Annotated in this window: 27 protein-coding genes, 2 tRNA genes and 2 pseudogenes; 9 read left to right on the top strand and 22 right to left on the bottom strand. The window is 43.9% G+C overall.

All coding sequences use genetic code 11. From position 1 onward, the window contains the following. Window positions 1-21: 21 nt before the first annotated feature. From infB to rlmE, 10 genes are all read right to left on the bottom strand, one after another. Window positions 22-2793, bottom strand: coding sequence for a translation initiation factor IF-2 (gene infB / locus AAC854_RS05235; protein WP_340616182.1), 2772 nt, complete (start codon window positions 2791-2793; stop codon window positions 22-24). A gap of 25 nt (window positions 2794-2818) precedes the next feature. Then, window positions 2819-4327: a transcription termination factor NusA gene (gene nusA / locus AAC854_RS05230; protein WP_340616181.1), complete on the bottom strand. Its 1509-nt coding sequence runs from the start codon at window positions 4325-4327 to the stop codon at window positions 2819-2821. 21 nt (window positions 4328-4348) lie between these two features. Further along, on the bottom strand, window positions 4349-4801 hold the full coding sequence (rimP, locus tag AAC854_RS05225) for a ribosome maturation factor RimP (RefSeq protein ID WP_340616180.1): 453 nt from the start codon (window positions 4799-4801) through the stop codon (window positions 4349-4351). 224 nt (window positions 4802-5025) lie between these two features. Continuing rightward, a tRNA-Met gene (locus AAC854_RS05220) sits at window positions 5026-5102 on the bottom strand. Between the two features lie 58 nt (window positions 5103-5160). Then, window positions 5161-5250 (bottom strand) — tRNA-Leu (locus tag AAC854_RS05215). 87 nt (window positions 5251-5337) lie between these two features. Next, window positions 5338-5676 carry a preprotein translocase subunit SecG gene (gene secG, locus AAC854_RS05210; RefSeq protein ID WP_340616179.1) on the bottom strand — a complete coding sequence of 113 codons (339 nt, stop codon included), beginning with the start codon at window positions 5674-5676 and terminating at the stop codon, window positions 5338-5340. Between the two features lie 200 nt (window positions 5677-5876). Then, entirely contained in the window at window positions 5877-7214 is a 1338-nt protein-coding gene (gene glmM / locus AAC854_RS05205; protein WP_340616178.1) for a phosphoglucosamine mutase, read from the bottom strand. A gap of 34 nt (window positions 7215-7248) precedes the next feature. After that, entirely contained in the window at window positions 7249-8124 is an 876-nt protein-coding gene (gene folP / locus AAC854_RS05200; RefSeq protein WP_340616177.1) for a dihydropteroate synthase, read from the bottom strand. A gap of 124 nt (window positions 8125-8248) precedes the next feature. Continuing rightward, complete coding sequence (gene ftsH, locus AAC854_RS05195) at window positions 8249-10162, bottom strand: ATP-dependent zinc metalloprotease FtsH (RefSeq protein WP_273547731.1); 1914 nt, start codon at window positions 10160-10162, stop codon at window positions 8249-8251. A gap of 48 nt (window positions 10163-10210) precedes the next feature. Next, window positions 10211-10840, bottom strand: a complete 630-nt coding sequence (rlmE, locus tag AAC854_RS05190; RefSeq protein ID WP_047962391.1) for a 23S rRNA (uridine(2552)-2'-O)-methyltransferase RlmE — start codon at window positions 10838-10840, stop codon at window positions 10211-10213. Window positions 10841-10975: 135 nt separating this feature from the next. Here rlmE and yhbY point away from each other — a divergent pair, with 135 nt between their 5' ends. Next, window positions 10976-11269, top strand: a complete 294-nt coding sequence (yhbY, locus tag AAC854_RS05185) for a ribosome assembly RNA-binding protein YhbY (RefSeq protein ID WP_340616209.1) — start codon at window positions 10976-10978, stop codon at window positions 11267-11269. A gap of 117 nt (window positions 11270-11386) precedes the next feature. Here the strand turns inward: yhbY and greA are convergent, their stop codons facing one another. Then, window positions 11387-11863, bottom strand: coding sequence for a transcription elongation factor GreA (gene greA / locus AAC854_RS05180; RefSeq protein ID WP_340616175.1), 477 nt, complete (start codon window positions 11861-11863; stop codon window positions 11387-11389). Window positions 11864-12137: 274 nt separating this feature from the next. On the opposite strand from greA, the gene dacB reads away from it, so the two are divergent. Further along, window positions 12138-13586, top strand: a complete 1449-nt coding sequence (dacB, locus tag AAC854_RS05175; RefSeq protein WP_340616174.1) for a serine-type D-Ala-D-Ala carboxypeptidase — start codon at window positions 12138-12140, stop codon at window positions 13584-13586. A gap of 63 nt (window positions 13587-13649) precedes the next feature. Here dacB and cgtA read toward each other — a convergent pair whose 3' ends face one another. The 3 genes from cgtA to rplU form a co-directional block, all read right to left on the bottom strand. After that, window positions 13650-14819, bottom strand: a complete 1170-nt coding sequence (gene cgtA, locus AAC854_RS05170) for an Obg family GTPase CgtA (RefSeq protein WP_340616208.1) — start codon at window positions 14817-14819, stop codon at window positions 13650-13652. 128 nt (window positions 14820-14947) lie between these two features. Further along, window positions 14948-15205, bottom strand: a complete 258-nt coding sequence (rpmA, locus tag AAC854_RS05165; RefSeq protein ID WP_010845218.1) for a 50S ribosomal protein L27 — start codon at window positions 15203-15205, stop codon at window positions 14948-14950. 20 nt (window positions 15206-15225) lie between these two features. Next, window positions 15226-15534 carry a 50S ribosomal protein L21 gene (rplU, locus tag AAC854_RS05160; RefSeq protein WP_047962395.1) on the bottom strand — a complete coding sequence of 103 codons (309 nt, stop codon included), beginning with the start codon at window positions 15532-15534 and terminating at the stop codon, window positions 15226-15228. 250 nt (window positions 15535-15784) lie between these two features. On the opposite strand from rplU, the gene ispB reads away from it, so the two are divergent. After that, the gene (gene ispB / locus AAC854_RS05155) at window positions 15785-16756 is read left to right on the top strand and encodes an octaprenyl diphosphate synthase (protein ID WP_340616173.1); all 972 of its coding nucleotides are present in this window, start codon (window positions 15785-15787) and stop codon (window positions 16754-16756) included. A gap of 28 nt (window positions 16757-16784) precedes the next feature. On the opposite strand, the gene AAC854_RS05150 is transcribed toward ispB, so the two are convergent. Both AAC854_RS05150 and AAC854_RS05145 read right to left on the bottom strand, forming a co-directional pair. Continuing rightward, window positions 16785-17165 carry a DNA-binding protein gene (locus tag AAC854_RS05150; RefSeq protein WP_047962397.1) on the bottom strand — a complete coding sequence of 127 codons (381 nt, stop codon included), beginning with the start codon at window positions 17163-17165 and terminating at the stop codon, window positions 16785-16787. Window positions 17166-17240: 75 nt separating this feature from the next. After that, complete coding sequence (locus AAC854_RS05145; RefSeq protein WP_340616172.1) at window positions 17241-17588, bottom strand: DNA-binding protein; 348 nt, start codon at window positions 17586-17588, stop codon at window positions 17241-17243. Window positions 17589-17775: 187 nt separating this feature from the next. On the opposite strand from AAC854_RS05145, the gene AAC854_RS05140 reads away from it, so the two are divergent. Next, window positions 17776-18042 carry a helix-turn-helix domain-containing protein gene (locus tag AAC854_RS05140; RefSeq protein ID WP_047962399.1) on the top strand — a complete coding sequence of 89 codons (267 nt, stop codon included), beginning with the start codon at window positions 17776-17778 and terminating at the stop codon, window positions 18040-18042. A 112-nt stretch (window positions 18043-18154) separates the two neighbouring features. Here AAC854_RS05140 and mdh read toward each other — a convergent pair whose 3' ends face one another. Further along, window positions 18155-19093, bottom strand: a complete 939-nt coding sequence (gene mdh / locus AAC854_RS05135) for a malate dehydrogenase (RefSeq protein ID WP_340616171.1) — start codon at window positions 19091-19093, stop codon at window positions 18155-18157. A 1125-nt stretch (window positions 19094-20218) separates the two neighbouring features. On the opposite strand from mdh, the gene AAC854_RS05130 reads away from it, so the two are divergent. Together AAC854_RS05130 and yiaA are read left to right on the top strand one after the other, a co-directional pair. Next, window positions 20219-20815: a glutathione S-transferase family protein gene (locus tag AAC854_RS05130; RefSeq protein ID WP_340616170.1), complete on the top strand. Its 597-nt coding sequence runs from the start codon at window positions 20219-20221 to the stop codon at window positions 20813-20815. Window positions 20816-20958: 143 nt separating this feature from the next. Next, window positions 20959-21420, top strand: coding sequence for an inner membrane protein YiaA (gene yiaA / locus AAC854_RS05125; protein WP_340616169.1), 462 nt, complete (start codon window positions 20959-20961; stop codon window positions 21418-21420). Window positions 21421-21564: 144 nt separating this feature from the next. On the opposite strand, the gene AAC854_RS05120 is transcribed toward yiaA, so the two are convergent. From AAC854_RS05120 to tssD, 4 genes and pseudogenes are all read right to left on the bottom strand, one after another. Next, entirely contained in the window at window positions 21565-21828 is a 264-nt protein-coding gene (locus AAC854_RS05120; protein ID WP_340616168.1) for a helix-turn-helix domain-containing protein, read from the bottom strand. Window positions 21829-21838: 10 nt separating this feature from the next. Continuing rightward, entirely contained in the window at window positions 21839-22153 is a 315-nt protein-coding gene (locus AAC854_RS05115; protein WP_340616167.1) for a HigA family addiction module antitoxin, read from the bottom strand. Then, window positions 22153-22221 (bottom strand): annotated as a pseudogene (locus AAC854_RS24215) (type II toxin-antitoxin system RelE/ParE family toxin); the annotation flags it as partial. The pseudogene AAC854_RS24215 and the gene AAC854_RS05115, both read right to left, overlap by 1 nt. Beyond that, a pseudogene (tssD, locus tag AAC854_RS05110) lies at window positions 22193-22575 on the bottom strand (type VI secretion system tube protein TssD). The pseudogenes AAC854_RS24215 and tssD, both read right to left, overlap by 29 nt. Before the next feature lie 380 nt (window positions 22576-22955). On the opposite strand from tssD, the gene argR reads away from it, so the two are divergent. Beyond that, complete coding sequence (gene argR / locus AAC854_RS05105) at window positions 22956-23426, top strand: transcriptional regulator ArgR (RefSeq protein ID WP_047962401.1); 471 nt, start codon at window positions 22956-22958, stop codon at window positions 23424-23426. Between the two features lie 100 nt (window positions 23427-23526). Here the strand turns inward: argR and mpl are convergent, their stop codons facing one another. Beyond that, window positions 23527-24897, bottom strand: coding sequence for a UDP-N-acetylmuramate:L-alanyl-gamma-D-glutamyl-meso-diaminopimelate ligase (gene mpl / locus AAC854_RS05100; protein ID WP_340616166.1), 1371 nt, complete (start codon window positions 24895-24897; stop codon window positions 23527-23529). A gap of 172 nt (window positions 24898-25069) precedes the next feature. On the opposite strand from mpl, the gene fbp reads away from it, so the two are divergent. Next, window positions 25070-26074 (top strand): class 1 fructose-bisphosphatase, encoded by a 1005-nt coding sequence (gene fbp / locus AAC854_RS05095; RefSeq protein ID WP_340616165.1) that lies wholly within the window; start codon window positions 25070-25072, stop codon window positions 26072-26074. 400 nt (window positions 26075-26474) lie between these two features. After that, the coding region (locus tag AAC854_RS05090; protein ID WP_340616163.1) for a hypothetical protein at window positions 26475-26797 on the top strand (323 nt) is incomplete at its 3' end.

Here is a 26797-nt window from a genome sequence, read left to right as displayed (position 1 = left end):
TCTATTGGATAGATAATGGTATTAATCGATGGAGCGTTTAATTTCAATCACTTCAAAGACTTCAATCATATCGCCAACGCGAACATCATTGTAGTTCTTCACACCGATACCACATTCCATACCATTACGGACTTCGTTAACATCATCCTTGAAGCGACGCAAGGATTCCAGCTCGCCTTCGTAAATGACCACGTTATCACGCAGAACACGGATTGGGTTATTACGCTTGATGGAACCTTCTGTCACCATACAACCAGCGACAGCACCAAATTTCGGTGACTTAAATACGTCACGGACTTCGGCCAGCCCCATGATTTGCTGTTTGTATTCTGGTGCCAGCATACCGCTCATAGCCTGTTTGATTTCATCAATCAGGTTATAGATAACGGAGTAGTAACGCAGATCCAGACTTTCGTTTTCGATGACACGACGTGCAGATGCATCAGCACGAACGTTGAAGCCCAGAATAATAGCGCTGGATGCTGCTGCCAACGTTGCATCAGTTTCGGTGATACCACCTACGCCTGAACCGATGATTTTCACTTTTACTTCATCAGTAGACAGTTTCAGCAATGAATCACAAATTGCTTCACATGTACCTTGAACGTCAGTTTTCAGAACGATGTTCAGTTCAGATACTTTACCTTCTTCCATGTTAGCAAAAATGTTTTCCAGCTTAGCTTTGTGCTGACGAGCCAGCTTCACTTCACGGAATTTACCCTGACGGTACAGAGCCACTTCACGCGCTTTCTTCTCGTCACGAACAACTGTCGCTTCATCACCCGCAGATGGAACATTGGACAGACCCAAGATTTCCACTGGGATAGACGGGCCAGCAGAAGTCACTTCACGACCAAGTTCGTTACGCATCGCACGGATACGGCCATATTCGAAGCCACACAGAACGATGTCGCCTTTATTCAGCGTACCAGACTGAACCAGAATGGTCGCAACTGGGCCACGGCCTTTATCCAGGAAGGATTCAATGACCACACCATTTGCCATGCCACTGCGTACAGCGTTCAGTTCAAGAACTTCAGACTGAAGCAGGATTGCTTCCAGTAATTCATCAATACCAATACCTGCTTTAGCAGACACATTGATGAACTGGTTTTCACCGCCCCACTCTTCTGAAATGATGCCGTATTGTGACAATTCATTCTTCACACGATCTGGATCAGCTTCTGGTTTATCGATCTTGTTCACCGCAACGACAACAGGTACGTTTGCTGCCTTAGCATGCTGGATAGCTTCGACCGTCTGAGGCATTACGCCGTCATCCGCAGCCACAACCAGAACAACGATATCCGTTGCTTTCGCACCACGTGCACGCATGGAAGTAAACGCAGCATGGCCTGGGGTATCCAAGAAGGTGATCATGCCTTTTTCAGTTTTCACATGATAGGCACCAATATGCTGAGTAATGCCGCCCGCTTCACCGGAAGCCACTTTAGTGGAGCGGATATAATCCAGCAGGGAGGTTTTACCGTGGTCAACGTGACCCATGATGGTTACAACTGGTGCGCGAGATTCTGCCAGCGTTTCACCTGTATCACGATCACTCATCAGCGCTTCTTCCAGTTCGTTTTCACGACGCAGGATAACTTTGTGCCCCATTTCTTCGGCAACCATTTGTGCTGTTTCTTGATCGATGACTTGGTTGATAGTCACCACTGCTCCCATGTTCATCATAGTTTTGATGACTTGGGCGCCTTTGACTGCCATTTTGTTAGCCAGCTCAGCGACGGTAATGGTTTCACCAATCACAACATCACGGTTAACCGCTACAACAGGTTTAGTGAAGCTCTGCTGTAAAGTGCTCGGCTTGCGATGTTTGCCTTTGGTACGGCCTGCGCGCGCTTCTTCACGATCAGCTTTAGATTCAGAATGCTTGTTATTCTTCTTCTGACGGGTAGCTTTGCCACCACGGGTGCGGGAACGACGATCGCCTTCAACTTTGGCATCATTTTCATCTTCCGCATCGCGGGCATGACGAGAAGTCGTTACATGGTAGTCAGTACTGTCATTGGTATCAGAATTATCAGACCATTTGTCTTTGTTTTCTTCTGCCATTTTACGCGCTTCTTCTGCAACACGTTTCGCTTCCTCTTCCACCTTACGGCGCATTTCTTCTTCAGCTTTACGTTTTAAATTTGCAGCTTCAGCTTCGCGACGCGCTTTTTCATTTTGTTGCGCGGCAGACCCAGTCTGAACTGATTTTTGTTTGGTTTCGGTATGTTGCTTAGTCACTTTTTCTTTTTCCGCCGCCTCACGCTGAGAGGGTTTTGCCTCTTCACGTTTGGCTTTTTCTTCTGCTTCACGTCGAGCGCTCTCTTCTGCTTCACGTTTGGCTATTTCTTCAGCTTCACGTTTAGCTTGCTCTGCCGCGAGTTTTTTCGCTTCAGCTTCAAGCCGCGCCTTCTCTTCTACCTCGCGCCGAGCCTGCTCTTCCGCTTCACGCTGCGACTGTTCTTCCGCTTTAGCTTGTTCAACAGCGTCGCGGTTTACATATGTGCGTTTTTTGCGGACTTCAATCGCTACCGATTTACTTTTGCCACCGGTGCCAGGAACGTTTAGTGTACTGCGCGTTTTACGCTGTAGTGTTAATTTACCTGGCTGGCCGCCAGAACCACCTTGTTCGCGGTTCAAGTGAGCCAGCAAAGCTTCTTTTTCTTTCTGGGAAACAGAGTCAGTTGCGGTTTTCTGAATGCCAGCATCAGTGAACTGCTGGATTAGACGTTCTACCGATGTCTGGATCTCTTCTGCCAGTAATTTTACGGTTACCTCTGTCATTCTGTTCCTTCCTGCTACAGTTTATTTATGCATCATCGCCAAACCAACAGATATTTCGGGCTGCCATAATGAGTTCTCCTGCTTTCTCATCATTCAGTCCTTCGATATCAGATAAGTCGTCGATACCCTGCTCGGCAAGATCTTCCAGAGTACAGATGCCACGGGCAGCCAGGTCAAACGCCAAAGTACGCTCCATGCCGGGCAGATTCAATAAATCTTCGGCAGGCTGCTGATCACTAAGACTCTCTTTCTGAGCCAGTTCCAGCGTTGTCAAGGCCGCTTTTGCGCGCTCACGAAGAACTTCAACAGTTTCTTCATCAAGACCCTCTACTGCCAGAAGTTCATTGATTGGCACGTAAGCCAGTTCTTCCAGTGTAGAGAAACCTTCCTCGACCAATACGGTGGCGAAATCTTCATCAATGTCGAGATGCTTAGTAAATGTATCAATAGAAGCATGAGCTTCTGCCTGATGTTTTGCTTGCAGCTCTTCCGCAGTCATGACATTCAGTTCCCACTTGTCATCACCACGATGTTTTTTCAACAGCTGTGCTGCCAGACGAACGTTTTGACCATTACGGCCAATCGCCTGAGCAAGATTACTGTTTTCTACGGCAACATCCATCGTGCAGTTGTCTTCGTCGACCACAATAGATGCAACATCCGCCGGAGCCATTGCATTAATGACAAACTGTGCAGGGTTATCGTCCCACAACACGATGTCAATTCTTTCACCACCCAGCTCACTGGAAACTGCTTGTACCCTTGCACCACGCATACCTACGCAAGCGCCAACCGGATCAATACGCTTGTCATTGGTTTTCACTGCGATTTTCGCACGGGAACCAGGATCACGGGCAGCCGCTTTGATCTCAATGATCTCTTCACCAATTTCAGGCACTTCGATGCGGAACAGTTCAACCAGCATCTCAGGACGAGAGCGAGTAATGAAAAGCTGTGCACCACGAGCTTCAGGACGAACATCATACAGGACGCCGCGCACGCGGTCACCTGGACGGAAGTTTTCCCGTGGTAACATATCTTCACGTAAAATCACCGCTTCAGCATTATTACCTAAATCCAGGGTAATATTTTCGCGGTTCACTTTTTTGACCTGACCGGTCACGATTTCGCCCTGTTGTTCACGGAATTGGTCAACAACCATCGCGCGTTCAGCTTCACGTACTTTCTGTACGATAACCTGTTTTGCAGTCTGAGTCGTAATACGGTCAAAAGTTACTGATTCAATTTGATCTTCAATATAACCACCCAGTTCCATCTCTGGGTCTTCATATTTTGCTGCTTCCAACGTAATTTCACGTGTTGGCAGTGTGACTTCTTCTACAGCCAACCAACGGCGGAAAGTATCAAAATCACCGGATTTACGATCGATGCAAACACGAACGTCAATTTCCTGCTCATACTTTTTCTTGGTGGCTGTCGCCAGTGCAATCTCTAATGCTTCGAAGATTTTTTCGCGAGGGAGTGATTTTTCATTAGAAACCGCTTCCACAACAGCCAGAATTTCTTTATTCATCCTAGTTGCCTCATCCGAACTTTAAAAGTGGGGTACCAGGTTCGCTTTCTGGATGTTGCTCAGTGCGAACACTTCGTCTTTTCCATCCACCGTAACCGTTATCATTTCACCATCAACAGCCTTGATGATACCTTGCCATCTGCGACGGTTCTGCATTGCCATGCGTAACAATAAGCTGACTTCATCACCCACAAAACGCTGGTAGTGTTCAGCCTTAAACAGTGGACGCTCAAGCCCTGGTGAAGATATTTCCAGGTTATAAAGCACTGAAATCGGATCTTCAACATCAAGCACTGCACTGACCTGGTGGCTAACATCAGCACAATTATCCACAGTGATACCCTCTTCACTATCGATATAGACCCGCAGCGTTGACACGCGCGCGCGAATAAACTCCAGGCCAACTAATTCAAAACCCAAAGCTTCAACTGGTGCTGAAATCATCTCTGTTAATTTTTGCTCTAATGTGGACAAGCCCACCCCCAAGACATAAAAAAAGGGCTATATTAGCCCAGTAGTTCTGCTGTCAAATAACAAAAAACCCCGATACTCGGGGCTTTATGCAACTGGACCCTGTTTACTGCCAGTGGTCTCAACCAACTTCTCTCTATATCTTTCAAAGCAACCTTGCAAATTAGGATCGATATCTTAACGGCTGCTGGGTGACGACTCTGGAAAAGATACAGGTTGTTAAGAAGTGGTTGCGGGAGCCGGATTTGAACCGACGACCTTCGGGTTATGAGCCCGACGAGCTACCATGCTGCTCCATCCCGCGTTCGAAAACGTGGCAAATCTTACGCTGATAATACTAAAAACGCAAGTTTCTAGATTAATGGTGCCGAGGACGGGACTTGAACCCGTACGCCCGTTGTTTAGGCACTACCACCTCAAGGTAGCGTGTATACCAATTTCACCACCTCGGCACTGACTTTTTAGGACTGTTATTTTTAATGATTAGTTACATTAACTATTTAAAACGAACAATCCTATTTCAATTCTGTTACTGAAAGTTACTGCGGGATATCACTATTTGGTTTTGCTGGTGTTACTGGAACTTCTGCTTGTTTTTCAACTTTCACAGGTTCAGCAAGATTATCCCATTTACTGCTTGATCCAGTTTTATTGCTAGTCATGTTACCAAGAATCAGACTGATAACAATAAACAGCGTTGCTAAGATAGCCGTCATACGGGTCATAAAGTTGCCAGAGCCCGATGAGCCAAATAATGTGTTAGATGCACCCGCACCGAAAGAAGCACCCATATCAGCACCTTTACCCTGCTGTAGCAGAACCAGAGCAATTAGCCCGATACCAACCAGCAAGAATATACCTAAAAGAGCTTCATACATATGTTGTACCCGTTTCCTCGTGGGGTTTACCACACAGCTTATTAGCAGCAACGCAATTTCATAGCGACGCCACACTGCATCACCCGCTCACAAAATTAGAAAAATTAACTTATTGAGCGGGTTTGAATACTAACCAAAGCGTTTAAGACAAGCAAGGTTAATTTTAAATACTGGCTCTGATCGAAGAAAAAATCAACAAATTACCCCATTTTTTTCACGGCATCCGCAATACGATGCGCTAATGCTGTGACCTGTTCTTCATCTTCGCCTTCCACCATCACGCGGATTAACGGCTCTGTTCCTGATTTACGCAGCAGAACACGACCCTGACCATTTAATTCAGTCTCAACTGATTTCACAGCTTCAAGCACAGGTTCTGATTGCAGAGGATCGGTATTCCCCGTAAAACGAACATTAACCAAAATTTGAGGCAGAAGCTTCATACCGCTGCACAGGTCATACAGGCTCATGTTATTGCGTACCATTGCGCTCAGTACTTGCAACCCGGCGACAATACCATCACCTGTTGTGGTTTTATCCAGCAAAATAACATGGCCTGAATTTTCTGCGCCCAAACGCCAGCCTTTTTCCTGTAGCTTTTCCAATACATAGCGATCACCGACTTTCGCACGTTCAAACGGGATGCCAAGCTGTTTCAGTGCCAACTCCAGCCCCATATTACTCATCAACGTACCTACGGCACCGCCCCGCAACTGGCCTTGTCTCAATGCTTCGCGTGCGATGATGTAAAGAATCTGGTCGCCATCAACTTTATGGCCCAAATGATCGACCATAATGATGCGATCGCCATCGCCGTCAAATGCCAGACCAACGTCAGCCTGTTCTTCCAACACGCACTTTTGCAGTAAGCGAACATCTGTCGCGCCACACTCTTCATTGATATTGATGCCGTTCGGTTCACAACCGATGGTAATAACATCCGCTCCCAACTCTCTGAGCACATTTGGCGCAATGTGATAAGTCGCGCCGTTTGCACAATCCAGCACGATTTTTAGTCCATTCAGGCTTTGTTCGCTAGGGAATGTACCCTTACAAAATTCAATATAGCGACCCGCCGCATCAACAATCCTATTTGCTCGTCCCAGCTCGGCAGATTCCACACACGTCAGTGGTTTCTCCATTTCGGCTTCAATCGCTTCTTCAACATCATCAGGCAGCTTAGTCCCGTCAATGGAAAAGAATTTAATGCCGTTATCATAGTAAGGATTGTGGGAAGCAGAAATGACAATTCCAGCTTCTGCACGGAAAGTACGTGTCAGATATGCCACGGCAGGTGTCGGCATAGGGCCAGTAAAAGATGCTGATAAACCCGCTGCGGCCAACCCTGCTTCCAGCGCTGACTCCAGCATATAGCCTGATATTCGGGTATCTTTACCAATGATAATTTTGCGTGAACCATGGCGGGCCAAGACTTTTCCCGCAGCCCAACCAAGTTTCAAGACAAAGTCAGGGGTAATTGGGGTATTGCCCACTTTGCCACGGATACCGTCAGTACCAAAATATTTACGGCTACTCATAAAGTTATTTTCCTTTGCTGAACGTATTCTTTGCTCACAGCGTGTTTTTTGCTGACATCGTGTTTTTTACTGACGTCGTGTTCCGTGCAGACAGTGTTGCCTGAACAATTTGCATTGCCTGTACGGTTTCTTTTACATCATGCACACGAATAATTTGGGCGCCTTGCATGGCTGCAATCACAGCACAAGCAACACTTCCTGTCACACGCTCCTGCGGTAGGACATGAAGTAATTGACCAATCATCGATTTACGTGACATTCCTGCCAGAACCGGCAAGCCCAAATGATGGAATTCCTGCAAATGAGCCAATAGCTGATAATTATGCGATAAGTTCTTACCAAAACCGAAGCCAGGATCAAGAATCAGGTTGTTTTTTGCGATTCCCGCCGCAATACAAAGCTCAATTTGGCCGTTCAGGAATGTTTTTACTTCCGATAAGACATCTTCATAATGAGGTTCAGCCTGCATCGAGCGTGGTTGCCCCTGCATATGCATCAAGCAGATCGGCAACCCGGTTTGTGCCGCCGCATCAAGTGCCCCCGGCTCCTGCAACGCCCGAATATCGTTGATGATATGAGTTCCGGCTTTGGCTGATTCCTTCATAACGACAGCTTTTGAAGTGTCTACAGAAATCCAGGCATCAAAGCGCTGTGCCAGTGCCTCAATCACCGGAATAACGCGATCCAGCTCTTCTTGTTCACTCACCTCATCTGCGCCAGGGCGTGTCGATTCTCCTCCCACATCAATAATGGTTGCACCATCCTCAATCATTTGAGCGGCATGTCTCAGTGCCGTATCAACAGTATTATGGGTTCCGCCATCAGAGAAAGAATCAGGAGTCACATTCAGAATTCCCATCACTTGTGGGCAAGAGAGATCGAGGACACTGCCTCTGGCTGTCAGTTTCATCGCTAGGGGGCCTTAATGTCAAAACCCCAGGCGGAACCTGGGGTTTAATTTAAGAAGTACAGTCCGTCAAATCCAAGGGCAATAATTTGTCATTACCCTTGGTTTGATAAGATCGTTCACCTCGTTATGCAGTTGGATTGTCATCCGCAGGTTTCGCAGTTTGTTGCGGAGATGATGGAGTATGGTTGTTATTACCACCATTATTTCCACCTTCCCAACCTGCCGGCGGACGTACTGCTGTTCGATTCATCAAGTCATCAATCTGAGGGGCATCAATGGTTTCATACTTCATCAATGCATCTTTCATTGAGTGAAGAACATCCAAATTATCCATCAGAATCTGACGTGCACGTATATAGTTACGATCGACGATAGCTTTCACTTCCTGATCAATTAAACGCGCAGTGTCTTCAGACATATGTTTCGCTTTAGCAACTGAACGACCGAGGAAAACTTCACCTTCTTCTTCCGCATACAGCAATGGCCCCAGTTTTTCTGAGAAACCCCATTGTGTCACCATGTTACGCGCAATGGATGTTGCCACTTTAATATCATTGGATGCGCCAGTAGAAACGCTGTCTACACCATAGATAATTTCTTCGGCTAAACGCCCGCCGTATAAGGTTGAAATCTGGCTTTCCAATTTCTGGCGGCTGGCGCTGATTTGATCGCCTTCTGGTAAGAAGAACGTCACACCTAACGCACGACCACGAGGGATAATCGTAACTTTATGAACAGGATCGTGCTCTGGCACCAAGCGGCCGATGATGGCATGGCCTGCTTCATGATATGCCGTGGATTCTTTCTGTTCTTCCGTCATTACCATTGAACGGCGTTCCGCGCCCATCATGATCTTGTCTTTGGCTTTTTCGAACTCAACCATAGAAACAACGCGCTTGTTACCACGAGCAGCAAACAGAGCGGCTTCGTTCACAAGGTTGGCCAAATCCGCACCAGAGAAACCCGGTGTGCCACGAGCAATGATAGATGCGTCAATATCAGTATCCAAAGGGATACGACGCATATGAACTTTCAGAATTTGCTCACGGCCACGTACATCCGGCAGACCAACAACGACCTGACGGTCAAAACGGCCCGGACGTAACAATGCAGGGTCAAGTACATCAGGACGGTTAGTTGCTGCGATAACGATAATACCTTCGTTACCTTCGAAACCATCCATTTCAACCAGCATCTGGTTAAGTGTCTGTTCACGTTCATCGTGTCCGCCACCTAAACCAGCACCACGCTGACGTCCTACTGCATCAATTTCGTCGATAAAGATGATGCAAGGTGCAGCTTTCTTCGCTTGTTCAAACATATCACGAACACGGGAAGCCCCCACACCAACAAACATTTCAACGAAGTCAGAACCAGAGATGGTAAAGAAAGGCACTTTCGCCTCACCCGCGATAGCTTTAGCCAACAGCGTCTTACCCGTACCCGGCGGGCCAACCATCAAGATACCTTTCGGGATCTTACCACCCAGTTTTTGGAAACGACCAGGTTCACGCAGGTATTCAACCAATTCACCTACTTCTTCTTTTGCTTCGTCACAACCAGCAACATCGGCAAATGTGGTTTTGATTTGGTCTTCGGTCAACATACGGGCTTTGCTTTTACCAAAAGACATCGCCCCTTTACCGCCACCACCTTGCATCTGGCGCATAAAGAAGATCCAGACGCCAATCAGCAGTAGCATTGGGAACCATGAAATAAAGAGGGTTGCTAACAGGCCTTGTTGTTCTGGTGGTTCGCCAACAACTTTTACCTGTTTATTGAGTAGGGTATCCAGCAGCTTTTCATCCGGAATTGGCATATAAGTGCTGTATTTTCCACCGTTGTCTTTCTTAGTGAAATCAATGTCACGACCCGAAATACGTACTTCGCTTACTTGATTCTGCGATATTTCATTGATGAAACTAGAGTAATCAACCCTACGACCACTGGAATCGCTGGGACCAAAACTCTGGAACAATAACATCAAGACAACTGCGATGACTAACCAGAGAATCAGGTTTTTCGCCATGTCACTCAAGGGATTAACCTCATATTACAACTGTGTTAACAAATAGTAGTCAGGGTACTACACTTTCCGCCCTGTCGCTACAATGTATACTTCACGTGATCGTGCCCGCGAAGCTTCTGGTTTACGAATTTTTATCTTCGTAAAAAGGGAGCGTATTTCCCTCAGGTATTCATCAAAGCCCTCTCCCTGAAACACTTTGACAATAAAACTGCCCCCAGGGGCCAGCACATCACGACACATATCCAACGCTAACTCAATCAGATACATGGATCGGGGGATATCGACCGCGGGGGTTCCACTCATATTGGGAGCCATATCCGACATGACGACCTGGACTTTATTATCACCAACTCTTTCAAGCAATGTTTTCAATACAAGTTCATCACGAAAATCTCCCTGAAGGAAATCGACCCCAACTATCGGATCCATCGGCAAAAGATCACAGGCAATCACTCGCCCGTTATTGCCAATCTGACTGACTACGTATTGAGACCACCCACCCGGAGCAGCACCTAAATCAACAACGGTCATGCCCGGTTTAAAGATTTTGTCGCTTTGCTGTATCTCATCAAGTTTAAACCAAGCGCGAGAGCGAAGCCCTTTTTTCTGTGCCTGCAGAACATATTTATCACTAAAATGTTCCTGTAACCAGCGACTTGAGCTTGCTGAGCGTTTTTTATTGGCCATTGTTCTTTCCAACTATACTAAAAAAAAGCCTTACTTTTTTGCGCTCTCTTATCAAACCACACCACACTATTTATGGTGATAGATATGAGATGGCGGTAGAATATGTCGTTTTCAATCCCAACTAAGCAAAAAACGATGACTCTTAACAAAAAACAAGTTCAATTCCTGAAAAGTCTCGCTCATTCATTAAAGCCTGTTGTTATGATCGGCAACAATGGGTTGACCGAAGGCGTATTAGCTGAAATCGAACAAACTCTTTCGCATCACGAGCTTATCAAAGTCAAAGTTGCAGGCGAAGACCGCGAAGTAAAAACTTTGATCGCTGAAGCGATTGTTCGTGAAACTGGTGCACATAATGTGCAAATTATAGGAAAAATTCTAGTTCTCTACCGTCCATCAAAAGAACGCAAGATTAGTCTACCTAAATAATCACGGCATATTTATACAAAAATGCCATAGTAAGCTATTTCTTTATCATGATAAAAAAGGCCAAGTCTGGCCTTTTTTATTCCATGTAAACGTAATAGCCGATTACCATGGTATTTATCAGATGTAATCCACATTCAAAACTTCGTATTCCACCTGGCCGCCTGGCGTGGTGATAACAACAGCATCATCCACTTCTTTGCCAATCAAGCCACGGGCAATAGGTGAATTCACAGAAAGCAGATTTTCTTTGATATTCGCCTCGTCATCACCCACGATACGGTAAGTTTGCTCTTCATCTGAATCCACATTCAGTACCTTTACCGTTGCCCCAAAGATCACCCGACCATTGTTAGTCATCTTCGTGACATCAATCACCTGAGCATTAGAAAGTTTGGCCTCAATTTCCTGAATACGGCCTTCACAGAAACCCTGCTGCTCACGAGCGGCATGATATTCCGCATTTTCTTTCAAATCACCATGCTCACGCGCATCGGCGATTGCAGTAATAATTTGAGGGCGACGTACAGTTTTCAAATGTTCTAATTCTTCGCGCAATTTATCCGCGCCACGTACCGTCATCGGAATTTGTTTCATTTATCAAACCTCTAAATCAATCCTAAGCCCAAACACATCTTCCTGATTTTTTGTAATAACAGCACAATGAGCACACCCTATCAGGCGGGGCCTCCAGACAATAAAAGGAGTGTAAACCCAGCATAATCTGAAGTTCACATGCATATTTTAACTACTAATCTATCATTCTAACGTAGAGTTGATGATGGATCATCGTTTACTTTTCCTTAAATTGCACCTTAGTATTATTAGTACGAATATTCTTGGAATACATCCAACTTCATATGCGAGATCTATGGCTCTTTTAAAAATTACCAGCAGAATAGCTTGTATGCTCAGTTTGAGCCTGAATGTTTTCAGTGCAAATGCTTCTTCAATTGAGGAAAATACTCAGTATTTGCCGATGGGAACTCATTTCTCATTTATTGCCCAAAAAGTCAGCTCAAAAACGCCATTAGTTGATTATCATGGGCAACAAATGGCATTACCGGCAAGCACACAAAAAATTGTGACGGCGTTGGCAGCTCTGCTACAACTTGGTAAGGATTACCGTTTTAACACCACACTGGAAAGTGATGCCAGTATCTCGAATGGCATCTTAGAAGGTAACCTGACCGCCCGTTTTGTAGGTGACCCGATGCTAACGCGCTCGCAACTGCGCAACATGGTCGAAACTTTAAAACAATCAGGTATCAAACAGATTAATGGCGACCTCATCATAGATGTTTCCATTTTCGCCAGCCATGATAAAGCGCCCGGCTGGGTATGGAATGATATGACCCAGTGTTTCAGTTCCCCTCCATCCGCTGCAATTGTGGATAAAAACTGTTTTTCAGTTTCACTTTACAGTTCAGAGAAACCCGGCGGACTGGCATCTGTCCGTATCCCCTCTTTTTACCCTGTTAATGTTTTCAGTGAAGTAAAAACATTAGCCAAAGGCTCGCCAGAAGCAAAATACTGTGAACTGGACGTCACTTCAGGTGACCTAAATCGATATACTCTCACCGGCTGCCTGACTCAACGTGATGAGCCTCTCCCATTAGCATTCGCCGTTCAAAATGGTGCAAGTTATGCGGGTGCGATTCTGAAAAATGAATTGAGTATTGCCGGTATTGAGTTAAACGGTGCTATACGACGCCAGTCAATTCCTCAACGGCCAGAAAAAATTCTCGCCCTGAATCGATCAATACCATTGCACAACATGCTTTCAATCATGTTGAAAAAGTCAGACAACATGATTGCTGATACCCTTTTCCGTACCCTTGGCCATCGCTATTTTAACGTTCCGGGAACATGGCGTTCTGGCTCTGACGCAGTTCGTCAGATTTTGAAACAAAAAGCCGGCATTGATTTAGGCAATACTGTCATGGTGGATGGTTCCGGCCTTTCTCGCCATAATTTAATTAAGCCTGCAACCATGATGGAGATCTTACAATTTATTGCCCAACACGATAATGAATTAGATTTCATCTCCATGCTGCCTAAAGCTGGCTATGATGGTACTCTGGCTTATCGCCCCGGTCTGCATGAAGCAGGGCTGGATGGTAAGGTATTCGCCAAAACAGGTTCATTGCAAGGGGTTTATAATCTGGCAGGATTCATGACCGCCGCCAGTGGGCAGCAAATCGCTTTCGTCCAATTTATTTCTGCTTACTCCGTTTCTCCCGACAATCAACGAACCCGCCGTGTTCCATTAGCGCGTTTCGAAAATCATTTATATAAGTCGTTATACCTGAGCCATTGATCAAACGAAAAAGGGCGCGAAAAACAGCGCCCTTTTGACATGTTCGAACATCAGATATGAAGACTAGTGTTTATAGATAAACTCAATACCTTCGTCGTCTTCTTCGTCCCAGTCATCATCCAAATCATCATCAGATGATGATTGCTGTAACTGTTCCTTGTGGTAATCATCCCACATGAATTCAACTTTTTCAGGTTGGGATTCTTCCGACGCTTCTAAGCTACGAGGCTGGGTTTTCATAAATTCCATAATATCCCAACAAAGCTCTTTCACACCCTGACGGTTCACGGCTGAGATCATGTAATAATCACCTTCCCAACCAAGTTCATCAGCAATGGCTTTAGCCCGCTGCTTAGCGTTTTCTGGGTCCGTCAGATCAACTTTGTTGAATACCAACCAGCGCGGTTTTTCTGCCAGTTTTTCACTGTACTTATGCAGCTCTTTGATGATGATACGCGCATTTTCAATCGGAGCAGACTCATCGATCGGACAGAGATCAATCAAGTGCAGCAATACGCGGCAACGTTCCAGATGCTTCAGGAAGCGAATACCTAAACCAGCGCCTTCTGATGCACCTTCAATCAAACCCGGAATATCTGCTACCACAAAGCTTTGCTCGCTATCCATGCGCACAACGCCAAGGCTTGGAACCAGTGTTGTAAATGGATAATCGGCTACTTTGGGTTTAGCTGCCGAAACAGCACGAATAAAGGTGGATTTACCTGCGTTTGGCATCCCCAGCATGCCCACATCAGCCAACAGCATCAGCTCCAGCATCAGTTCACGGCTTTCACCCGGAGTTCCCATTGTTCTTTGACGAGGAGCACGGTTTACAGAAGATTTAAAGCGGGTATTGCCAAGACCATGGAAACCGCCTTTTGCAACCATAAAACTCTGTTCATGGTGCAGCATGTCTCCAAGCACTTCGCCTGTGGCAATGTCACGCACGCGGGTTCCGACTGGAACCTTGATGGTAATATCCTGACCGCGTTTACCTGTACAATCGCGGCTTTGTCCATTTTGACCACGTTCAGCACGGAAGGATTTTTCAAAACGGTAGTCAATCAGCGTATTGAGGTTTTCATCTGCCAGCAAATAAACGTCACCGCCATCACCACCATCACCGCCGTCCGGCCCACCTTTTGGAATATATTTCTCACGACGGAAGCTGACGCAACCATTGCCACCATCTCCCGCTACAACCAGTATCCTGGCTTCATCTACAAATTTCATCATTTTTCTCCGTAGGATAGCCACTGTAAAGCTGGATGGCAGCTAGTACCCAGAGATGGCGTAATCCAGAATATAAAAAGCCCTGCAACGCATTGCAGGGCTTCCGATTCGATTAAGATTCAAAAAACTTATTCAGCTTCGATGCTGATAAATTTACGGTTTTTTGGACCTTTAACTTCGAATTTAATTTTCCCGTCAGCTAATGCGAACAGGGTGTGGTCACGGCCACAACCTACGTTGTTGCCTGCGTGGAATTTAGTACCACGTTGACGAACGATGATGCTGCCTGCCAAAACAGACTCACCACCAAAACGTTTTACACCCAGACGTTTGCTTTCAGAATCGCGACCGTTACGAGTCGAGCCGCCAGCCTTTTTGTGTGCCATTAATCTGCTCTCCTAAAATCTTAAGCGATGCCAGTGATTTTAACATCGGTGAACCACTGACGGTGGCCCTGTTGCTTACGGCTGTGTTTACGACGACGAAACTTAACGATTTTAATTTTCTCGCCACGACCGTGAGTAACAACTTCAGCTTTAATTTTAACGCCTTCAACTACTGGAGCGCCGATTTTGATGTCTTCACCATTCACGACCATCAGCACCTGGTCAAACTCAACAGTTTCACCTGTTGCGATGTCCAGCTTTTCCAAGCGAATTGTTTGGCCTTCGCTTACTCGGTGTTGTTTACCACCACTTTGGAAAACTGCGTACATATAAACTCCGCTTTCCGCGCACCCCCTAAAATTCTTTCCAGAGCGCGCTATAAAATATTCACAATAGGGCGCGAATTCTACGCAAAAACCGTTTGGAAGACAAGTGCAGAATTAGAACAGATGAGAAAAAAACGGAGTTTTTCAATTGTCATTTATTTGAACGGTTTTTCAAGTACAATCGATGTATCTTGATATCTATTGATATGCTAATTAATGAGCACAGCTCTGAATCAGAGTCCAAAGCCAAAACATGAATTTAGAATCGATAATAAAACTTACCGCTGATGACATGGCAGCGGTTAATGAAACCATTCTTAACCAATTAAGCTCTGACGTTACGTTGATCAACCAACTTGGTTACTACATTATCAGCGGTGGTGGCAAACGCATTCGACCGATGATCGCAGTGCTGGCGGGCAAGGCGCTCCATTGCGAAGATGAGAAGCACATCAAAGTCGCCGCTTTAATTGAGTTTATCCATACCGCAACCTTGTTGCATGATGATGTCGTTGATGAATCTGACATGCGACGCGGCAAAGCAACAGCCAACGCCATTTACGGCAATGCAGCCAGTGTCCTTGTGGGAGATTTCATCTATACGCGCTCATTTCAGATGATGACCGATCTTGATTCGATGCGCGTATTGAAACTGATGTCTGATGCCACAAATGTGATTGCTGAGGGTGAAGTTATGCAGTTGATGAACTGCAACGACCCAGATATTTCCGAAGATGATTATATGCGCGTTATCTACAGTAAAACGGCTCGCCTGTTTGAAGTTGCTGCGCATTCAGCAGCCATTCTTGCCAATGCAACTCCAGAGCAAGAAATCGCCTTGCGTGATTATGGCCGTTATCTTGGCACTGCGTTTCAACTCATTGATGATCTTCTGGATTACGATTCTGATAACAACACGCTCGGTAAGAACACAGGGGACGACCTGAACGAAGGCAAACCAACATTGCCGCTTTTGCACGCCATGAACCATGGAACGCCAGAACAATCGGCACTGATACGCAGCGCCATTGAACAAGGCAATGGCCGCCATTTGCTGGATACTGTACTGGCAACAATGAAACAGTGTGGTTCACTCAAATACACCCGCCAACGGGCGGAGGAAGAAGCGGATAAGGCAATTTCAGCGTTGCAAATACTGGAAGACACTCCATACAAGGCGGCCCTGATAGGTTTAGCCCATGTCGCAGTACAACGACTTTCCTGAGCTTAAATCAACCAGTATCCCAGCTTGTTCAATCTGGGATACTGTCTTTATTATCAATATCTTGAATGATTGCGTATTGGACGAGGCTCGCTAGCCCTTTTCTTAAAATAAATTTAACTATTCTTTCCCTTTCCGACTTGGTCAGCTGGTAATAAGCTTCTACCCAAATCATAAACGGGTCCTGTCGTTTATTTCGGTAATACTCGACCGAATTCTCACTGACAGTCAGTACATTCAGAACTTCTTCTGGCAAGCTGTTGACATTATATTCAAGCGCCTTTCCCTGCACCCCACGCTTACGGCGTTGTTCCCAACCCTCGCGTCTTGCCATCAGGTTGACTCCTTGGGGAGACGATGGCAGCCCTGCGAGGCTGATGAGTTCCTTTGCAGAATACCATTCTTTTTTCATCTCTTTCTCCTCGCTTTGTACCGGAGCAGTGAAGAGAAAGCCAAATTTTAAACAGTTGGCTTTTCAAAAGCTGCCTCAAGTAGCTGTGATTTTTTCCAAAAAGCTTCTTATGCCATCTCGTAATATCACTTCGGTAATTACCTCCTTTTCTTCCTCGGTGAGTAAATTAAATGCACTCACCCAAATGGATAAAGGATCTTGCTTCTGAATCTGATATTCCGCTGGTATTTCATGAAGTTCCAAAGCCTCCAAGGTTGATTCAGGGAAACAAGAATAATGGTATTCAATCGCCCTTCCTTGAACACCTGTTCGTTTTTGCCTCAACCATTCTTCACGTTTTGCTCTGGCATTAACTCCTTGTGGTGATCTAGGTAACTCGCCTACACCGGTCAACTCCATTGCCGTATACCACTCTTTTTTCATAATGTTTCTCTATTTTTGTAACCAAGTTCAAAAAAGAAGTTATTAAGAAAAAATTAGAAATATTTTTAGAAAAAATAATGTTATTTTATTTTCTTAATAACAGATTCGTGTTCGTTATTAATTTCACACTAACGCTTTAGTTATACCACTAATGTGGCTTCAAATTTAATAGGAAAGGATTAAAAAAATGATTTCTATGAAATCTGATTGGCATCCTGCTGATATTATTGCTGCTTTACGTAAACGTGGAACGACACTGGCAGCTGTTTCTCGTGAAGCGGGTCTAAGCTCATCAACTTTGGCGAATACACTTTCTCGCCCATGGCCCAAGGGAGAATGGATAATAGCGAATTATTTAGAATTACATCCGTCTGAAATATGGCCAAGCCGCTATTTCAATCCACATACGGGAGAACTATTAGAAAGAAAAGTCAGAGATAAAAAGAATAATTAGCTATCAAATTAATTATCCAAAGAAAAACCGCTAGTTATTTTCGAACTAGCGGTTTTAGTTATCTAATACATTTAACTTAATTCGTATATTAATAAATTACGAATTAAATAAATTAACTATTAATAAATTGTTCGCCTAACTCAATATCTTTATTCAAAACATCCAGCATGTTATCTAATGACTGCTGTTCGAAAGCACTCAACTTGCCAATATCTAAATGTTCTTCGATACCATTTTTACCCAAGCGAACAGGCTGAGCAAAGAAACGAGCATATTGACCGTCACCTTCGACATAGCTGTATTCGATAACATTGCTTTCGCCTTGCAGACCACGGATCAGAGAAAGTCCTAAACGTGCCGCTGCCTGTCCCATAGACAGAGTTGCCGATCCGCCACCTGCTTTCGCCTCAACCACTTCAGTGCCCGCGTTCTGGATACGTTTGGTCAATGCTTCAATTTCTTCATCAGTGAAGCTAACACCTGGAATTTGAGACAGCAGTGGCAGAATAGTTACGCCTGAGTGCCCACCAATCACCGGAACTTCCAGTTCTTCTGCTTTTTTGCCTTTCAGTTCAGCAACAAAAGTATTGGAGCGGATGACATCCAGTGTTGTCACACCGAACAGACGATTTTTATCGTAAACACCTTCTTTTTTCAGAACCTCAGCTGCGATCGCCACAGTGGTATTAACCGGGTTAGTGATAATTCCGATTAATGCTTTTGGCGCAGTTTTAGCAATCTGTTGAACCAGATTACGAACGATCCCAGCATTGATATTAAACAGATCGGAACGATCCATACCAGGCTTACGTGCCACACCCGCAGAAATCAATACCACATCTGCGCCTACCAAAGCAGGGGTTGCATCTTCACCAGCAAAACCAGTGACTTTGACTTCCGTTGGGATATGGCTCAGATCGGCTGCCACACCCGGAGTCACCGGAGCAATGTCATACAAGGAAAGTTCTGAACCTGAAGGAAGCTGGGTCTTGAGTAGAAGGGCAAGTGCCTGACCAATACCACCGGCTGCACCGAGAACTGCAACTTTCATCCTGATACTCCTTAAATAAGTGCTGTAAAAAAACTTAAACCTGTTTGGTCAAGAGAGTGCTTTCATTTTTCCATCATCACTACAGTGACAAAATGATGGCAAAGCAAACCCTCAATCCCATTCATCACTACGTTCTAAAAACAATCTGTTAACAGCCAATTATCTACCTAATGGCCTTATGATGGAACACCAAAGTTACTTTATTCTAGACAAAAGGCTTATCTGTTAATGAGATAACGGACACTATTTTGAGAATTATTCCAATAATATGACTAATAGTCCGCTTGATCTTCTTACACTTCACTTCCACATAAAAAATACAATTTAATTAACAATACATTTACTAAGCTTAATAGTTGGGAAAAATCAGTAAAAATGACATATTTAATCTGGGCCTGATGGCTCGGACAGCATCAAGTAATGCGGATTTAAAACTGTCATTTATTGTAGGATAGAATTGCAGCCTACGGGATGTACTTAAGATAAAAGCTAAGCCCGGAACAAATAGAAAACAGCAGCAACAAGAGGCTCAAAAGCACAATCAGCTGGCATCCCATAATGTGAGGACATGATGAGATGATAAACCAACTGAGTCCCAAATTAGGAAATATGCTTCAATAGCGTATATGTGCATGGCAGTGTTGCACAAGGAAATGCTATTGAAGGGCTATCAGATGTAATTCTCACTCAAAATGTCGATAGTGGTGTAAAACAAATATTTTGTGATATGCGTGATAAGACCACTATAAATCATTCAGTTTTAATTAAGGCAAACTTTGATCGTATTCATAAGATGTTCTCCCGGAATTCAGTACATCGGAAAAAAATGATACTGTTTGCCGCTGAAAAAAGGGATGTCCATCACATAATATTGAGGTATCTGAAATTATTACCCCACTTAAACTCTTATAAGATGCCAAAACGTCTCATTTCGTAGTCTTCTTAGCGGTAATTGTCAATATTATGAGCCTTTGGTGATTTTCAGTTGCAATTAATATGGGCCAAAAAACCGGATGAATGAGAGCATGACTGTTTTTAATTGCGAGCCATTACAAATACAGTCTTATTTGTATCTGAATTTTATAGTGTGTATGCTAGTTGTATATTTCCAGTTACGGATCTCACATGAAAATATATACCTTCCCTAAAAGTCGCTCATTAAGAGTTTTATGGACATTAGAAGAGCTGGGCGTATCGTACGATACGATAAAAGTTGATCTACTTAACGATAGCCCTAACGTTACATCTCCTCATTCTCGAGGAAAAGTTCCTTTTATGGTGGATGGCGATATATCGATAGAAGAAACATTAGCGATATGTCTTTATTTATGCGAGAAATACCCAGAAAAAAGCCTTTATTCGACTGATTTAAAAGAAAAATCAAGCATCAATTCCTGGCTTAGCTTTGCTCTTACAGACTTAGAATCTCCAATCTGGAATTTACTAAAACAACTGATTTTTATCCCCGAAGAAAAACGCTCTTTAGAATTAGTTAATTACTTTAGAAAAGAATCCGAGAAAGTAATTAACCAACTGAAATTTGATAAGAGCAGTGAGTGGATTGCAGGTAATAACTTTACCTTAGCGGATATTTTTATGTCACATACGCTTCTTTGGGCTAAATTATGTGGTATCAGCATAAGTCCAGCTATCAACGATTACATCAATAGAACAACTAACCGAGCATCGTATTTAAAGGCTCAAGAGAAAAATAATCAGTAAACTTAAAGAATAGAAGCCTGCCATTAGCAGGCTTTTTAACATAACACTGCTTTATAAGAAATAAAAAAATTACACTGAGTAGTTTCTAAGTTTAATCACTTTGGTATAGGATAGTTTAAATTTAACTCATGGAGATAATTTTTGTGAAAGATAGCACTTCGGTAGATAAAGAATTTACAGGATTTAATGCCTTTAACTTAATTTCTTGGATTGCTGTTATTGGTGGGATAGGTGTTTACCTCGCAGGGCTTTGGCGTTCAGATATGCAATTAAATGAAAAAGGATATTACTTTTCAATACTCCTTTTAGGGTTATTTTCTTCAATTTCAATACAAAAAACAGTAAGAGATAAAATTGATAATATACCTACAACACAAGCATATTATATTGTTTGTATTATCATTTTTTTTGCCTCTATAGCATTAATGGCTATTGGTTTGCTTAATGCTGACTTACTGCCTAGTGAAAAAGGATTTTATGGGATTGCTTTTTTCTTGTGTTTATTCGGTTCCATTGCTGTACAAAAAAACATTAGGGATATGGAGCACATTAAATCACCAATAAAAAAAGAATTTAATACTAAATTAATCAGTGAAGATGATTGAAGAAAAGGCCCGCTTAATGCTAATACCGCTCGCTTAAGCACGAGCGGTATTAACCTCTCCAGTTGGTTTTTTGCTTTTTGTCGTATAAACAGAATCATTTCACCAATAATGTTCGAATAAGTTTAACGCTGGTTTTCTTAGCCATCAGCTGCCGCGTTTCCCTCTGATAATCTCAGCAATACGCGCACGGGAAAGATTAAGCGCCTCGCCTAGTTTTACCTGAATAATATTCAGTGGCTTTAAAAATTCCTCTGAGAGCATTTCACCCACAGTCGTCGATTCTATTAAAATAGTATCGATAACAACGCCTACTGTTAATCTCTTCGGGTTGAATTTCCCGTCTCTTGGAGTAGTGACTAGGTAGCTGCGATAACTGTCAACACATGCAGAGCTGTCGCAGCCCCGCATTTATTATTGTTTAATGCTCTGAATTGACTTGCAACGTTTCATCCAGATCGCCGTATGAAACGATCCCGGACGTGTCAATTTGATTTTCCAACTGACGCAGATCATAAGCACTTTGGAGGCGTAACCAAAACTCAGGTGTGCTTCCCAGTGCGGCGGCAATACGAATTGCTAACGACGGGGTCAACGCGGTCTTACCCGCAAGAAAACGCGATACAGTAGCAGGCGTTACTCCGATATTGATTGCAAAGCGGCGACCACTCACACCCATATCCGCCAAATCTCTGGCGATAATCTCTCCCGGATGAGAAATTTTAAACTGTCTCATTAGTGATAATCCTCATAATTCAAAATGTAAGCATCACCGTTAATGAACTGAAAAGTAATGCGCCAAATAGATTCTATCTTCCCAGAAACTATATCCCGACGTTCCGGCAACATGATGTTGCCATGTTATACTGGCATATCTTATAGAAACCATTTCTTCGGGCTGATGATTGTCATGACTGAATTTCAAGCTCTTCGTTATTCGATATCGCAACACCAAGTAAAGGAGAGGATTTGTCTATTGGCTTAATAAATGATACGGGTCGATGGTTAACGTCACTCATCCTTGTTATTTCATGCTCAAAAGAAAGAATAAGCACTTCGTCTTCATGCCCAATTTGATATTTATTCCCAATAGAGTCAAGGGAGGAGCACCCTGCCGATATCAGCCCTTGTTTTTTTTCCGTTTATCGTTGCATAAATTAATTGACTTTATTTTTCAGTTAGAACACGTTTTTTTTTGCTGTCTATGATGGCGTTGCGCTACGATTTCTCCCGCTTAAGGGCGGTTATGGAAGATGAGGTTAGCTTAATACCCAATGGAGATTATTTTCAATACGCCAATGGCTGCGCACTGCCTGAGCGAAACTGTCTTCTGTCAATGTGTCCGAATTTATTAAAGCACAACACCACCTTAAGCCCTATCAATTGGTGCAGCCACCTTCTGAAAATGACAACCAGTATGGCTATAGGAGAGGATACTCAATTATGCTCTATATTTGGGTTTTTTCGTCTCTTTCTTGAATAAAAATTCACTCTTTTGCATAATGTCTGCCTTATAACGGATTCAACGATGGTGAAATATGCGTGTTCCTTCGAAACAGGAAGATTTGGTAAAAGCTTTCAAGGCATTATTGAAAGAGGAAAAATTCAGCTCTCAAGGTGAAATTGTTGCAGCACTTCAGGACGAAGGGTTTGAAAATATCAACCAATCTAAAGTTTCCAGAATGCTGACGAAATTCGGAGCTGTCAGAACCCGTAATGTAAAAATGGAAATGGTCTACTGTTTGCCGGCAGAACTGGGCGTTCCCACAGCCACCAGTCCATTAAAAAATCTGGTATTAGATGTCGATTATAACCATAGCATTGTCGTCATACGTACTAGCCCGGGGGCAGCACAATTAATTGCACGCCTGCTAGATTCATTGGGTAAAGCAGAAGGTATTCTTGGCAGTATTGCGGGAGATGACACTATTTTCTCCACACCAGCACAAAACTTCACGACAAAACAGCTCTATGAAGCCCTTCTCAACCTGTTTGACCAAGAACTTTAATCTGGTACTGTCACATACTTATAAAACCAGCGAATATCAGCGCAGACTAAAAGAGGATCGTCCGACAGGTGCGATCCTCTTACATCAATGAACTGCCCGATTAGGCCGCGTTTGCTTTCTTCGCTAATTCAGCCAGCAATTTCTCATGGATGCCATCGAATCCACCGTTGCTCATAATCAGGATGTGATCGCCCGGCTGCGCCGTTTCAACAATCATCCTAACCAAAACATCAATGTCAGCGCTCCAACGAGCGGGTTGAATACACTGTTCAGCAATTTCAACCACCTGCCACGGAATATTGACGGGTTGATAAAGAAAGACTTCATCGGCACGTCCCATGGAAGGGGCGATATCATTTTTACTCATCCCCATTTTCATGGTATTCGACCGGGGTTCCAATACGGCAAGGATCCGTGCCATTCCGCCTACTTTACTTCGCAGTGCTTCCAGTGTGGCTAAGATAGCCGTTGGATGATGCGCAAAATCATCATAAACCGAAATCTGATTGACTTCTCCACGCAGTTCAAGGCGGCGACGGGCATTGATAAATTCTCCCAGTGCCTGACAGGCATCCACAGGTTGAACTCCAACATGATGGGCGGCTGCAATCGCAATCAATCCATTATGCATATTGTGCTCACCAACCAATGACCAGTTCACTTCACCCACCCATTCACCATGATGGAATACTTGGTAATGGCTGCTATCCTGACTGATTTTTTTCGCCTGCCAGTTTCCGGTTTCGCCAAGCTGCTCTAACTCACTCCAATATCCCATTGAGAGTACCTGTTTCAGGTTAATGTCATTATCGGGAACAATGATCTTACCCGTGCTCGGAACTACTCTGACAAGATGATGGAATTGTTTTTGGATGGCGGCCAGATTTTCGAAAATATCAGCATGATCAAATTCAAGGTTGTTCATGATCAATGTGCGAGGGCTGTAATGAACAAATTTTGAACGCTTATCAAAAAAGGCGCTGTCATATTCATCTGCTTCAATCACGAAAAATGGGCTTTCACCGATTTGTGCTGAAACATTAAAATTACCCGGTACGCCACCGATCAAAAATCCCGGCTTATAACCACACGCTTCCAGAATCCATGCCAGCATACCCGCCGTTGTTGTTTTTCCGTGGGTTCCAGCGACAGCCAATACCCAACGTTCCGGCAATACATAATCATGCAGCCATTGCGGACCAGAGGTATAAGGAATGCCACGATCCAACACTGCTTCCACACAGGGATTGCCGCGTGTCATCGCATTACCAATGATCACGATATCTGGCACAGGATCGAGCTGCGCAGGATCGTATCCTTGAATCAGCTCAATACCCTGTTTTTCCAGCAAGGTGCTCATTGGTGGATATACATTTGCATCGGATCCAGTGACTTCATGGCCCAGTGAACGAGCAAGGATAGCCAACCCTCCCATGAAAGTACCGCAGATGCCAAGAATATGAATACGCATTTATTTCTACCCAATATCATGAACTGTATCACTATTCTAACCATCTAAGCTGAGATTAGAAATGCAATAGCCTATGAATCATTTGATTCTTTAGCTAAACTGCCCGCGCATGAGTGCGACACAAAAGTGAAGCACGCTTCCTAAAACCACAATCAAATTCAAGGCCTTTGTCATGAAAACATTAGGCGAATTCATCGTCGAAAAGCAGCAAGACTTTCCTCATGCTACAGGTGAACTGACAGCACTACTGTCTGCCATCAAGTTAGGTGCCAAAATCATTCACAGGGATATCAACAAAGCAGGTCTGGTGGATATTTTAGGTACTAGTGGCGTATCCAACGTTCAGGGTGAAGTTCAGATGAAACTGGACCTGTACGCCAACGAAAAACTCAAGGCAGCCCTCAAAGCACGCGGAGAAGTTGCAGGTATTGCTTCCGAAGAAGAAGACGAGATCGTTATTTTTGATGGCGACCGCGCAGAAAACGCGAAGTATGTTGTTTTGATGGATCCACTGGATGGTTCTTCGAATATTGATGTAAACGTTTCCGTCGGGACTATTTTCTCAATTTACCATCGAATTACTCCGATTGGGCAACCTGTCACTGAAGAGGATTTCCTGCAACCGGGAAATCGTCAAGTTGCAGCAGGTTATGTGGTTTATGGTTCATCCACAATGTTGGTTTACACCACAGGTTGTGGCGTTCACACTTTTACTTACGATCCTTCTCTTGGCGTTTTCTGCCTAACCCACGAAAAAGTCCAATTTCCAGCAAAAGGCAATATGTACTCCATCAATGAAGGAAACTACATCAAGTTCCCGATGGGAGTGAAAAAGTACATCAAATATTGTCAGGAGCAGGATGAAGCAACTCAACGCCCTTACACTACCCGTTATATCGGTTCTCTGGTCGCGGATTTCCATCGCAACCTGCTGAAAGGCGGAATCTATATTTATCCCAGCACGGCAAGCCATCCAACAGGAAAACTACGCCTACTGTACGAATGCAATCCGATCGCATTTTTGGCAGAACAGGCAGGCGGCAAAGCGAGTGATGGTGCAAACCGCATTCTGGATATCGTGCCAAATAAACTGCACCAACGTATCCCTTTCTTTGTCGGTACGAAGTCAATGGTGGAGAAAGCTGAAAGTTTCATGGCTGAGTTTCCTGGTGAATAATCAATTTTTTAAACCAGAAATTAATTAAATGATAATTCAGAGGTGGATTCCCCACCTCTTGCTCCCTTTATTTATCAAACCCCGGGTTTGTTAATGTTTAATGATATCCTCCCACTGATACGCCACAATTATTCCTGAAAAAATACCTACCCTGCATAAAAATTTCAGTAAAAATGCAACTTAATTCCAGCGAAAATAAAGCAATAACTTTTTATTATCAATTGATAATAATTTCTTATTACGCATAACAGTAAAAGTTTTCCTAATGTATATAGGCATGGGAGATATTATCTTTTTGAGATTAATGAGATAGATCTGCCCCATAAAACTGAAATATTTAACATCAAAGGTGTAACGCGAAAGCGCTGGCAACAGCCCATATTTTATGAGGAATTCATATATGGACTCGTCTATAAATCATAAAGTTTTTCGGTTTTCTGTTCTCCTGTATTCGCTTTTTTTACCCTTTACGCCCACGAGTGCGTTTTCAGCGGGTGAAAAAAATCAAGAAAGTAGCATAGAGAAAAAAAGATTCTTACAGAGACCCGCAAATGAAAATCACGCTGATAAAGAACGGGATAATCAAGCTACTATTGATCAGGAAGCGGGGGGCATTGTACAAAAGATTCATCAGGCCACGGCTATCTTATCCTCTTCCCCCTCCCAGTTAACCGAGCAGGCGAAATCCTACGCGTTGGGAAAAGTCAATGGGGCAATATCCAC

The sequence above is a fragment of the Xenorhabdus entomophaga genome (assembly GCF_037996725.1).
GTDB lineage: Bacteria > Pseudomonadota > Gammaproteobacteria > Enterobacterales > Enterobacteriaceae > Xenorhabdus > Xenorhabdus khoisanae.
This window is presented reverse-complemented; position numbering and strand designations above follow the sequence as displayed.

Excerpts from the sequence above, each read along its gene's own strand:
- infB (WP_340616182.1), bottom strand. The coding sequence starts at position 2,793 with ATGACAGAGGTAACCGTAAAATTACTGGCAGAAGAGATCCAGACATCG.
- nusA (WP_340616181.1), bottom strand. The coding sequence starts at position 4,327 with ATGAATAAAGAAATTCTGGCTGTTGTGGAAGCGGTTTCTAATGAAAAA.
- secG (WP_340616179.1), bottom strand. The coding sequence starts at position 5,676 with ATGTATGAAGCTCTTTTAGGTATATTCTTGCTGGTTGGTATCGGGCTA.
- glmM (WP_340616178.1), bottom strand. The coding sequence starts at position 7,214 with ATGAGTAGCCGTAAATATTTTGGTACTGACGGTATCCGTGGCAAAGTG.
- folP (WP_340616177.1), bottom strand. The coding sequence starts at position 8,124 with ATGAAACTGACAGCCAGAGGCAGTGTCCTCGATCTCTCTTGCCCACAA.
- rlmE (WP_047962391.1), bottom strand. The coding sequence starts at position 10,840 with ATGGCCAATAAAAAACGCTCAGCAAGCTCAAGTCGCTGGTTACAGGAA.
- yhbY (WP_340616209.1), top strand. The coding sequence starts at position 10,976 with ATGACTCTTAACAAAAAACAAGTTCAATTCCTGAAAAGTCTCGCTCAT.
- greA (WP_340616175.1), bottom strand. The coding sequence starts at position 11,863 with ATGAAACAAATTCCGATGACGGTACGTGGCGCGGATAAATTGCGCGAA.
- dacB (WP_340616174.1), top strand. The coding sequence starts at position 12,138 with ATGGCTCTTTTAAAAATTACCAGCAGAATAGCTTGTATGCTCAGTTTG.
- cgtA (WP_340616208.1), bottom strand. The coding sequence starts at position 14,819 with ATGAAATTTGTAGATGAAGCCAGGATACTGGTTGTAGCGGGAGATGGT.
- rpmA (WP_010845218.1), bottom strand. The coding sequence starts at position 15,205 with ATGGCACACAAAAAGGCTGGCGGCTCGACTCGTAACGGTCGCGATTCT.
- rplU (WP_047962395.1), bottom strand. The coding sequence starts at position 15,534 with ATGTACGCAGTTTTCCAAAGTGGTGGTAAACAACACCGAGTAAGCGAA.
- ispB (WP_340616173.1), top strand. The coding sequence starts at position 15,785 with ATGAATTTAGAATCGATAATAAAACTTACCGCTGATGACATGGCAGCG.
- AAC854_RS05150 (WP_047962397.1), bottom strand. The coding sequence starts at position 17,165 with ATGAAAAAAGAATGGTATTCTGCAAAGGAACTCATCAGCCTCGCAGGG.
- AAC854_RS05145 (WP_340616172.1), bottom strand. The coding sequence starts at position 17,588 with ATGAAAAAAGAGTGGTATACGGCAATGGAGTTGACCGGTGTAGGCGAG.
- AAC854_RS05140 (WP_047962399.1), top strand. The coding sequence starts at position 17,776 with ATGATTTCTATGAAATCTGATTGGCATCCTGCTGATATTATTGCTGCT.
- mdh (WP_340616171.1), bottom strand. The coding sequence starts at position 19,093 with ATGAAAGTTGCAGTTCTCGGTGCAGCCGGTGGTATTGGTCAGGCACTT.
- AAC854_RS05130 (WP_340616170.1), top strand. The coding sequence starts at position 20,219 with ATGAAAATATATACCTTCCCTAAAAGTCGCTCATTAAGAGTTTTATGG.
- AAC854_RS05120 (WP_340616168.1), bottom strand. The coding sequence starts at position 21,828 with ATGCGGGGCTGCGACAGCTCTGCATGTGTTGACAGTTATCGCAGCTAC.
- AAC854_RS05115 (WP_340616167.1), bottom strand. The coding sequence starts at position 22,153 with ATGAGACAGTTTAAAATTTCTCATCCGGGAGAGATTATCGCCAGAGAT.
- argR (WP_047962401.1), top strand. The coding sequence starts at position 22,956 with ATGCGTGTTCCTTCGAAACAGGAAGATTTGGTAAAAGCTTTCAAGGCA.
- mpl (WP_340616166.1), bottom strand. The coding sequence starts at position 24,897 with ATGCGTATTCATATTCTTGGCATCTGCGGTACTTTCATGGGAGGGTTG.
- fbp (WP_340616165.1), top strand. The coding sequence starts at position 25,070 with ATGAAAACATTAGGCGAATTCATCGTCGAAAAGCAGCAAGACTTTCCT.